The sequence below is a fragment of the Streptomyces rubradiris genome (assembly GCF_016860525.1).
Lineage (GTDB): Bacteria > Actinomycetota > Actinomycetes > Streptomycetales > Streptomycetaceae > Streptomyces > Streptomyces rubradiris.
In genome coordinates this window covers 4,378,074-4,387,500 of the sequence record NZ_BNEA01000015.1, presented here as the reverse complement: position 1 = coordinate 4,387,500, position 9,427 = coordinate 4,378,074, and the positions used below count along the sequence as shown (strand labels likewise).

The 9,427-nt window shown below is 74.1% G+C and carries 6 protein-coding genes; 3 read left to right on the top strand and 3 right to left on the bottom strand.

The genetic code is table 11. The features are described 5' to 3' along the window. Positions 1-86: 86 nt before the first annotated feature. Positions 87-635: a MarR family winged helix-turn-helix transcriptional regulator gene (locus tag Srubr_RS32675; RefSeq protein WP_189994571.1), complete on the bottom strand. Its 549-nt coding sequence runs from the start codon at positions 633-635 to the stop codon at positions 87-89. A 134-nt stretch (positions 636-769) separates the two neighbouring features. On the opposite strand from Srubr_RS32675, the gene Srubr_RS32670 reads away from it, so the two are divergent. Continuing rightward, positions 770-2,035, top strand: a complete 1,266-nt coding sequence (locus tag Srubr_RS32670; protein ID WP_189995288.1) for an MFS transporter — start codon at positions 770-772, stop codon at positions 2,033-2,035. Between the two features lie 100 nt (positions 2,036-2,135). Here Srubr_RS32670 and Srubr_RS32665 read toward each other — a convergent pair whose 3' ends face one another. Further along, a complete protein-coding gene (locus tag Srubr_RS32665; protein WP_189995290.1) occupies positions 2,136-3,779 on the bottom strand; it encodes an ATP-binding SpoIIE family protein phosphatase in 1,644 nt (547 codons plus the stop codon). A 136-nt stretch (positions 3,780-3,915) separates the two neighbouring features. Further along, a complete protein-coding gene (locus tag Srubr_RS32660; RefSeq protein ID WP_189994572.1) occupies positions 3,916-5,289 on the bottom strand; it encodes an NAD(P)/FAD-dependent oxidoreductase in 1,374 nt (457 codons plus the stop codon). 376 nt (positions 5,290-5,665) lie between these two features. Here Srubr_RS32660 and Srubr_RS32655 point away from each other — a divergent pair, with 376 nt between their 5' ends. Continuing rightward, positions 5,666-6,487 carry a TetR/AcrR family transcriptional regulator gene (locus Srubr_RS32655; protein WP_189994574.1) on the top strand — a complete coding sequence of 274 codons (822 nt, stop codon included), beginning with the start codon at positions 5,666-5,668 and terminating at the stop codon, positions 6,485-6,487. A gap of 1,020 nt (positions 6,488-7,507) precedes the next feature. Further along, positions 7,508-9,427 (top strand): sigma-70 family RNA polymerase sigma factor, encoded by a 1,920-nt coding sequence (locus Srubr_RS32650; RefSeq protein ID WP_189994576.1) that lies wholly within the window; start codon positions 7,508-7,510, stop codon positions 9,425-9,427.

Genomic DNA, 9,427 nt, shown 5'->3' with positions numbered 1-9,427 from the left:
CGCGGCAACCCGAAGAACTTTACGGTTCGGACAGGGGCGTGTCAACACCCCCTGTCAAGATCTTTTCTGTGGCCCCGGGCCGGGCCTCAGTCCAGGTCGGTGAGCCGGCCGCCGGCGTCCGGCTGCGCGTGCTCGACCCGGCGCAGGAGCCGGGTCAGGACCTCGCCGAGCACCGCGCGCTCGGCGGGGGTGAGGTCCTGGAGCAGATCCTCCTCGAAGACCGTCGCCAGGCGCATGGCCTCCAGCCACTTCTCCCGGCCCTCGGGGGTCAGCTCCACGATGACGCGCACCCGGTTGGACTCGTCCCGCTCCCGGGTCACCAGCCCCTCGGCCACCATGCGGTCGATCCGGTGGGTCATCGCGGCCGGGGTGAGGCCGAGCCGCTTGGCCAGGTCGCTCGGGCCCATGCGGTAGGGCGCACCGGAGAGGACCAGTGCCTTGAGGACCTCCCACTCGGCGTTGCTGATGCCGAGGGCGGCGGTCTGGCGGCCGTACGCGACGTTCATCCGGCGGTTCAGCCGGGACAGCGCCGACACGATCTTCTCGACCTGGGGGTCCAGATCCTGGAACTCGCGCTGGTAGGCGGCGATCTGTTCTTCGAGTGTCGGCTCCGTGACGCCGGGGGTGTCGGCCATGGCCGCAGTATCGCACGCGACCCCTTTGCCTTGAAGTCCTTGACTGTGTACTCTTTAGCTTCGAACTTTAGCTTTGAAGTCTTCAGATCTAACTAGTGAGAGAGGTGAACGTGACCAGGGCGATGGGCGCAGCGATGCGCCGGATCCACGTGGGCAACGCACTCAGCGCGTTCGGGCTCGGCTTCACCGTCCCGTACCTGTACGTCTATGTGGCGCAGGTGCGAGGACTCGGAGCCATGACGGCGGGGCTCGTGCTCGCCGTCTTCGCCGTGGCCGCGCTGATCGTCCTGCCGTTCGCCGGCCGGGCGATCGTGCGGCGCGGCCCGCTGCCGGTCCTGCTCGCCGCCCTGGTCCTCGCCGCTCTGGGCGCGCTGAGCCTCGGTCTGGCGGGCGGTGCCGCGTCCGTGCTGCTGTCCGCCGCCGCGCTCGGCGCCGGACAGGCCGTGATGCAGCCGGCGCTGGCGACGATGATCGTGGACTGCTCCTCGGCGGACACCCGCTCGCGCGCGTTCGCGATGCAGTTCTTCCTGCAGAACCTGGGGCTCGGTGTCGGTGGCCTCATCGGTGGCCATCTGGTCGACACCACGCGCGTGTCCTCGTTCACGCTGCTGTTCGCGATCGAGGCGTTGATGTTCCTGCTGCTGGTCGGGGTGATGGCGACCGTGCGGATGCCGCACTCGCCCCGGATGGCGGACGCCCCGGCGCGGTCGGCCAAGGGCGCCTGGAAGCAGCTGCTCGGGAACCGGGCGATGGTGCAGCTGTGCGTGCTGGGCTTCGTGCTCTTCTTCGCCTGCTACGGCCAGTTCGAGTCGGGTCTGAGCGCCTACGGCGTGGAGGCGGCCGGGATATCCACGTCCGCGCTGGGCACGGCGCTGGCCGCGAACACGCTGATGATCGTGGTCGCCCAGTTCGCCGTGCTGAAGCTGGTGGAGCGGCGCCGGCGGTCCCGGGTCATCGCCGCGGTGGGCCTGATCTGGGCCGTCGCCTGGCTGGCCGCCGGGTACGCGGGGCTGGGACACGGCAGCCAGGAGATGGCCACGGCCGCCTTCGTGTCGACGTACGCGCTGTTCGGGCTGGGTGAGGCGATGCTGTCGCCGACGGTCGCGCCGCTGGTCGCCGATCTGGCGCCGGAGGGGCTGGCCGGGCAGTACAACTCGGCGTTCGCGCTGGTCAAGCAGTTGGCGCTGGCGGTCGGTCCGGCCGTGGGCGGCCCCTTGGGCGCCTCCCTGCACGCGCCGTACATCGTGACCTTCCTGCTGTTCTCGCTGTCGATCACCGTGCTGGCCCTGCGGCTGGGACGGCGTCTCACCGCGGTGCAGGACCGTCCGTGGACGGGGCGGGAGAGCCGGGTGGTGAGCCGGGGCCAGGCGGCTGCGGAGCCGGTGACGGCCGAGGCGTAGGGCCGCGCCGCGGGTGTGATGCCCCGCAGGGGCGTGGGGAACCACACGGCCGGCCATGGACCGCCCGCACCCGGGCAGCGGCGCCGCGCCCGCTCGGCGCTCACCCCTTCGGCAGGACGAACTCGCACCACACCGCCTTGCCGCCACCCGGTGTGCGGCGGCAGCCCCAGTTGGAGGCGATCGTCGCCACGATGGCGATGCCGCGGCCGGACTCGTCGCCCGGTTCCGCGCGCCGTCGGCGCGGCAGGTGGTCGTCGCCGTCCGTGACCTCGATGATCAGGCGGCGGTCGGTGCGGCGCAGGCGCAGCCGCATGGGCGGGGTGCCGTGCTGGAGGGAGTTGGTGACCAGCTCGCTCGTGGCGAGGACGCCGAGGTCGTGCAGTTCGGCGGGGAAGCGCCAGCTGGTCAGCACGCCGGAGGCGAACGCCCGGGCGCGGGGCGCCGCCTCGACGCCGCCGAGGAGTTCCAGGGCCGCGTTGCGGAAGAGGTCGCCGTCGGGGCCGGTACGCGCCGGGTGCTGGAGGACGAGGACGGCCACGTCGTCGTCGTGGTCGGCGGTGACGCCGGCCGAGCGGACCAGGCGGTCGCAGACGACCTGCGGGGTGCCGGTGGCGCCGGCGAGGGCGCCGGCGAGCGCGGCGATGCCCTCGTCCAGGTCGGCGTCCCGGCGCTCCACCAGGCCGTCGGTGTAGAGGACGGCCGTGGCGCCGGGGCCGAGGGCGACGCACCCGGAGGAGTGCATCCAGCCGCCGGTGCCGAGTGGCGGGCCGGTGGGTTCGTCGGCGCGGGAGACCACGCCGTTCTCGTCGCGGACCAGGATCGGCAGATGACCGGCCGACGCGTACACCAGGCGGCCCTCGTTCGGGTCGTGGATGGCGTAGACGCAGGTGGCGATCTGGTTGGCGTCGATCTCGGCGGCCAGGCCGTCGAGTAGCTGGAGCACCTCGTGCGGGGGCAGGTCGAGGCGGGCGTAGGCGCGGACTGCCGTGCGGAGCTGGCCCATGACGGCGGCGGCCCGCACCCCTCGGCCCATGACATCGCCGATGACGAGGGCGGTCCGGCCGCCGCCGAGGGTGATCACGTCGTACCAGTCGCCGCCGACCGCGGCCTCGGTGCCGCCGGGGTGGTAGGTGGCGGCGATGCGCAGGTCGTCGGGCTGTTCCAGTTCCTGCGGGAGCAGGGAGCGCTGGAGGGTGACGGCCGTCTCGCGCTGGCGGCGCTCGCTGGCGCGCAGGCGTTCGGCGGCCTCGGCGTGGTCGGTGACATCGGTGGCGAAGACGAGGACGCCCGCGTCCCGGTCGCCGTCCTCGGTGACGGGGGTGCAGGTGAAGGTGTACGAGCGGCCGTCGACGGCCTTGCGGGACTTCAGGGTGCGGGGTCTGCCGCTGCGCAGCACCTGGTCGAGCAGCGGGAGCAGGCCCAGTTCGGCGAGTTCGGGCAGGGCGTCGCGGGCGGGGACGCCGGTGGGGCGGGTGCCGAACGCCGTGGTGTAGGCGTCGTTGACGTAGCCGATGCGGTGGTCGGGGCCGTGGACGAGGGCGACGAGGGCCGGGACACGGTCCAGGACGTCACGCGCGGGCAGTACGTCGACGGCGGGCACCGGGTGGCCGTCGGCGGACCGTTCGGCGCGGGCCGCGGGCACGGAGCCGTCGCCCCGCCGGTCCGGGGAGACCGCCGACTCGGTCCGCGCGGCGGCGCGGCGCTGCGTTCCGGGGAGCCGGGCGCTCCAGCGCGTGAAGTTCACTGTGGGAAAAGCCTCGTGGGTGCTGTGGGCGGGCGGGGGCTCGTCCGGGGACGTGGGCAGTCTGGCAGGGGGGCGGACCACGGCGACAACCGTCAGACGCCTCGACGGTGCGCGGAGTTCCCGGGACCGGTCAGGACTACCCCTTCGGGTCGTCGGAGGGGCTGTGGGGAGGCTTTCCACCGGCCGCCAGTTCGAACTCGGCGCGGGGATGTTCGAGCGAGCCGAGCGAGACGATCTCCCGTTTGAACAGCCCGGCGAGGGCCCATTCGGCGAGCACCCGGGCCTTGCGGTTGACGGTGGGCACCCGGCTGAGGTGGTACGCGCGGTGCATGAACCAGGCCGGGTAGCCCTTCAGCTTCCGGCCGTAGACCTGGGCGACGCCCTTGTGCAGGCCGAGGGAGGCGACGGAGCCGGCGTACCGGTGGGCGTACGTCTCCAGGGGCTCGCCGCGCAGCGCGTGCGCGATGTTGTCCCCCAGCACCCTGGCTTGACGGACCGCGTGCTGGGCGTTGGGCGCGGTCTCGGCGCCGGGTTCGGCGGCGGTGACGTCGGGGACGGCGGCGGCGTCTCCCGCGGCCCAGGCGTGCTCGGCGCCGTCGACGGTGAGCTGGGCAGTGCAGCGGAGCCGGCCGCGGTCGGTGCGCGGCAGGCCGGTGGCGGCGATCAGCGGGTGCGGTTTGACGCCGGCCGTCCACACGAGCGTGCGGGTCGGGAAGCGCTGGCCGTCGCTGAGGACGGCGACCCGGTCGGCGCAGGACTCCAGGCGGGTGTTCAGCAGCACCTGGATGTTTCGGCGGCGTAGCTGGGTGACGGTGTAGCGGCCCATCTCCGGGCCGACCTCCGGCAGGATCCGGTCGGTGGCCTCCACGAGGATCCACTTCATGTCCTCGGGGCGGAGGTTGTGGTAGTGGCGCGCGGTGTAGCGGGCCATGTCCTCCAGTTCGCCGAGGGCCTCGACGCCCGCGTAGCCGCCGCCGACGAAGACGAAGGTGAGGGCGGCGTCGCGGAGCGCGGGGTCGCGGGTGGAGGAGGCGATGTCCATCTGCTCGATCACGTGGTTGCGCAGGCCGATGGCCTCTTCGACGGTCTTGAAACCGATGCCGTACTCGGCGAGGCCGGGGATGGGCAGGACGCGGGAGACCGAGCCGGGGGCGAGCACCAGTTCGTCGTAGCCGAACAGCTCGGCGGAGCCGCCCCGGTCGGCGGTGGCGAGCGTGCTGACGGCGGCCGTGCGCACCGCGTGGTCGATGGAGGTCACCTCGCCGACGACGACGTGGCACCGGTCGAGGACGCGGCGCAGCGGTACGACGACGTGGCGCGGGGAGATCGAGCCGGCGGCGGCCTCGGGAAGGAACGGCTGGTACGTCATGTAGGGATCGGGGGTGACGACCGTGATCTCGGCCTCGCCCCTGTTCAGCTCGGCCTTCAGCTTCCGCTGGAGACGCAGGGCCGTGTACATCCCGACGTAGCCGCCGCCGACAACCAGAATGCGCGCACGTTCCTTCACCATCCCATGACGCACCCGCCGCTGGTGTTTGTCCACAGGCCCGGCAATTTGTGTGACCGGCGGCCGGGTGCGCGCGGGACCGGCCGGGGTGCCCGGTCGGGAGAAAACGGGGCAGGTCAGCGGGGGCGGGCGAGTGGGCGGGAAGGGAGGGAATCGGGACGTACACGTCCCGTACTCCGATCGGGGGGCGCACTGTACGGAACCTGCCCCTTCTGAATTGACTGCCTCTCAACTATGTTCGTGTGTCGACGGAGTGTAGGGAATGTGGTCGAACGGGCCCGCGACGGGCGGATCCGGTCGGAACCGATGCCCGTTCCGCGCGCTTCGCAGCCAGTGGCGGGGAGTCTCCGGGGGGAGACGTCATTACCGGGGGAAACACATGCATGTTCAGGACACGCATTGGGCATCGGCTACCGCCATCGCACCCGGCGGCAGAACGATGAGTACGGCGGCGGGCACGGGACGCGCGGACGGGGCGCGGACCACTCCGCTGCGGGTCGACGCGCAGCGCAATCTGGAACACGTGCTGCGCGCGGCGCGTGAGGTGTTCGGCGAGCTGGGGTACGGCGCGCCGATGGAGGACGTGGCGCGGCGCGCCCGGGTCGGGGTCGGCACGGTGTACCGGCGCTTTCCCAGCAAGGACGTGCTGGTCCGGCGGATCGCCGAGGAGGAGACCGCCCGGCTGACCGAGCAGGCGCGGGCCGCGCTCGGGCAGGAGGACGAGCCGTGGTCGGCGCTGTCGCGGTTCCTGCGGACATCGGTGGCGTCGGGGGCGGGGCGGTTGCTGCCGCCGCAGGTGCTCCGGGTCGGCTCCGCCGGTTCGGACGGGTCGGGGGCGGCGGGTACGTCTGACGCGTCCGGAGCGTCGGGCGAGGAGGCTCGGGTGCCTCAGCAGCGGGTGCAGCCGGGGAACGGTGAGCTGCGGCTGGTGCCGGACGAGTCCCCGCTGGGGGCCGACGACGCCGGGGCCGGGGCGCTGCTCGACGTGGTCGGGCAGTTGGTGGAGCGGGCTCGGGCGGCGGGTGAGCTGCGGGCGGATGTGTCGGTGGGGGATGTGCTGCTGGTGATCGCCACGGCGGCGCCGTCCCTGCCGGATGCGGCGCAGCAGGCGGCGGCTTCGGCCCGGTTGCTGGACATCCTGCTGGAGGGGCTTCGGTCGCGGCCGGCGTCGGCGTCCGCGTCCGCGTCGGCGTCGGCGTAAGCGCGGCTCGGCTTCGCCTTCGGCGGATTCGTGTTCCCACCCGCACCACCCGTGCGGCTATCGCGGTCGGGTGCGGGTGGCCCCTGTGGGGCGCGTTCGCCGTCGGCGGCTGCGGGGGCTCGGGCGTCGGATACGGGAGCCGCGGGCGGCGCTGCCGGGGTCGGGTGCCGGGAGGCGGATGCCGAGTACCGGAAGGCGGATGCCGGGTACCGGGAGGCGAGAGGCGGGCGCTGGGTGCCGAGAGGCGGATGCCGGGTGCCGGCGCTGGGGGCCGAGGGGCGGATGCTGGTCGGCGGGGGTCGGGAAGACCGGTGCCGGTGGTCGGGGGTAGCGGCGAGCCGCCGCGCCGTTGCCGGGTGGTCCTGGAGCAGCGGCTCACCGGTCGGCGCAGCCCCGGTCGCCGCAGCACGACGGACCGCCGGGCGGTACTCCGCAGCGGCCGTGGCTCAACTCCTCCGGACGGCCCCGCCCCGACGCCGTAGCACCACAGCCCGTCGGGCGGTACTCCGCAGCGGCCCTGGACCGGCAGCCCTTCGGGCGGCGTTGCTCAGTGGGCGTGGCGCGACGGGTCGTCGGGCAGCGCCGGCACGGCAGCCCTCCAGACGGCGTCGTCCAGTGACCGTGGCCCAGCGGTCTTCCGGACAGCGCTGTGACAAGGCCGCAGGGCATCAGCAGGCCGGAGGCCGTAGCGCAGCGGCTGGACGGCGTTGCCGACCGGTCTTGGCCGCAGCGGCTCACCAAGCGACGCTGCCCCAGTCGCCGCAGCACGACGGATCGCCGGGCAGTGCTCCGCAGCGGCCCTGGACCGGCAGTCCTTCGGGCGGCCCCGCCCAGTCGACGTAGCGCCAGTCGGGCTGGTGCTGGTGGGGTAACTCTGCGGTGTGCAACGGGTGTTCGGGGGAGTGTGGGTAAGTGCGCTCGGATGAGTGGATGGGATGCGCGGGGGCGCTCGGCGGGGTGGGGTATGGCAGTCTGAGCCGGTGACGGGTTGGGCTGGGTCGGTGTCGGGGGCTTTCCGCGATGAGCGCTGACGGGTGGGACGGGTCACGCGGGGACGACGGCGGCGCGGAGACGCGCGGGCCGGCCTCGCCGTACGTACCCAGCCAGGGCGGACCCCGTGCGCGCGGGGACGGCGGCGTGCCCGCTCAGCGGGACGGCAGCGTGCTGCCGCCGCCCCGGGAGGCGCCGGCCGCCGACGGTGAACTGATCGGCCGGATGCGGGCCGGTGACGACTCCGCCTACGAGGAGCTGTACCGGCGGCACGCCGACGCGGTACGCCGGTACGCGCGGACCTGCTGCCGGGACGCCCACACCGCCGACGACCTCACCGCCGAGGTGTTCGCCCGGATGCTCCAGGCGGTGCGCGGCGGCGCCGGGCCCGAGCACGCCGTACGGGCCTACCTGCTGACCTCCGTACGCCGCGTCGCCGCGCACTGGGCCAAGTCCGCCCGGCGCGAGCAGCTCGTCGACGACTTCGCCGTCTTCGCCCAGCAGGCCGCGCGCGCCGCCGAGGCGTCCGACGCCGCCGCGCTCGACCTGGGCGCCGACGTGCGCGCCCTGCACGAGGCCGAGCAGTCCCTGGCCATGCGGGCCTTCCGCTCCCTGCCCGAGCGCTGGCAGGCCGTGCTGTGGCACACCGAGGTGGAGGACGAGTCCCCGAGCGAGGTGGCCGTCCTGTTCGGGCTGGACGCCAACGGCACCCGGGTGCTCGCCAGCCGCGCCCGGGAAGGACTGAAGCAGGCCTACCTCCAGGCCCACGTCAGCACGGCCCTCACCGCCGACGAGGAGTGCGCCCGCTACGCCGACCAGCTCGGCACCTACGCCCGCCGCAAGCTGCGCGTCCGGGCCGAGCGGGGACTGCGCGAGCATCTCGCGCAGTGCGCCCGGTGCCGGCTGGCCGCCGCGCAGATCGAGGAGGTCGCGAGCGGCATCCCCGCGGTCGTCCCGGTCGCGGTCATCGGCTGGTTCGGGGCCGCCGGGTACGCCAAGGCGCTCGGGATCGTGGCCGGCGGCGCCGGGGCCGGGGCCGCGGGGGCCGCCGCCGCGGCCACCGGCTCGTCCGCCGGGGCGGGCGGCGCGGGCGGCGCGGGCGGGGCCGCGGCCGCCGAGGGGCTCGGTGCGCCGGTGAAGGCCGGCATCGTGGCGGGCGTGGTCGCCGTGGCCGTCGCCGCCGTCGCACTCGCCCTGGTGAACGACGACCGGCCGGTGAAGGAGGCCGCCGCCAGACCGTCGCAGTCCGCACCGGTCCTGCGCTCCGAGCCGCCGGCGCCCGTGCCCGCTTCCCCGAAGCCCCGGCCCGAGCCCTCGTCCCCGAAGCCGGTGGCCGACGCCCCCGAACCGCTGCCGGCCACCCCCATACCGACTCCGACTCCCACTCCGACGCCGACGCCGAAACCCAAGCCCACGCCGGCCCCCGTTCCCCCGCCGAAGCCGAAGCCGAAACCGAAACCGACGCCTACGCCGAAGCCGACCCCCACCCCGACCCGGGCCCCGGTACCCGCGCCGACCGTCTATGAGCTGAGCGCCCTGCGTTTCGACGCCTCCGGTGACGGCACCGAGCCCGAGATCCGGCTGGCCGGGAGCAGCTGGGTGTGGCAGCGGTACGGCATGTCGGTCGGCGGCACGTCGTACGCGCGCGGGGTGACCGTGCACGGCGAGTCCTCCGTCACCGTCGACCTCAACCGGCAGTGCACCGCGTACGACGCGTGGGCCGGCGTGGACGACATGACCCTCGGGCTCGGCAAGGTCTCCTTCTCCGTCCACGCCGACGGGGTCCCGCTGTGGCGGTCCGGCGTGGTCAAGGGCCGTGGTCCGGCCGTCCCCGTCCACGTGGACCTCACCGGGCGCAGGACCGTACGGCTGGTGGTGGAGCCGCACGACCACGGCCTCGGCCGGGTGGCGCTGGCGGACTGGGCGGAGTCCCGGTTCACCTGCCGGTAG

Coding starts and splice junctions, on each gene's coding strand:
- Srubr_RS32655 (WP_189994574.1), top strand. CDS start 5,666: ATGCATGTTCAGGACACGCATTGGGCATCGGCTACCGCCATCGCACCC.
- Srubr_RS32670 (WP_189995288.1), top strand. CDS start 770: ATGCGCCGGATCCACGTGGGCAACGCACTCAGCGCGTTCGGGCTCGGC.
- Srubr_RS32660 (WP_189994572.1), bottom strand. CDS start 5,289: ATGGTGAAGGAACGTGCGCGCATTCTGGTTGTCGGCGGCGGCTACGTC.
- Srubr_RS32675 (WP_189994571.1), bottom strand. CDS start 635: ATGGCCGACACCCCCGGCGTCACGGAGCCGACACTCGAAGAACAGATC.
- Srubr_RS32650 (WP_189994576.1), top strand. CDS start 7,508: ATGAGCGCTGACGGGTGGGACGGGTCACGCGGGGACGACGGCGGCGCG.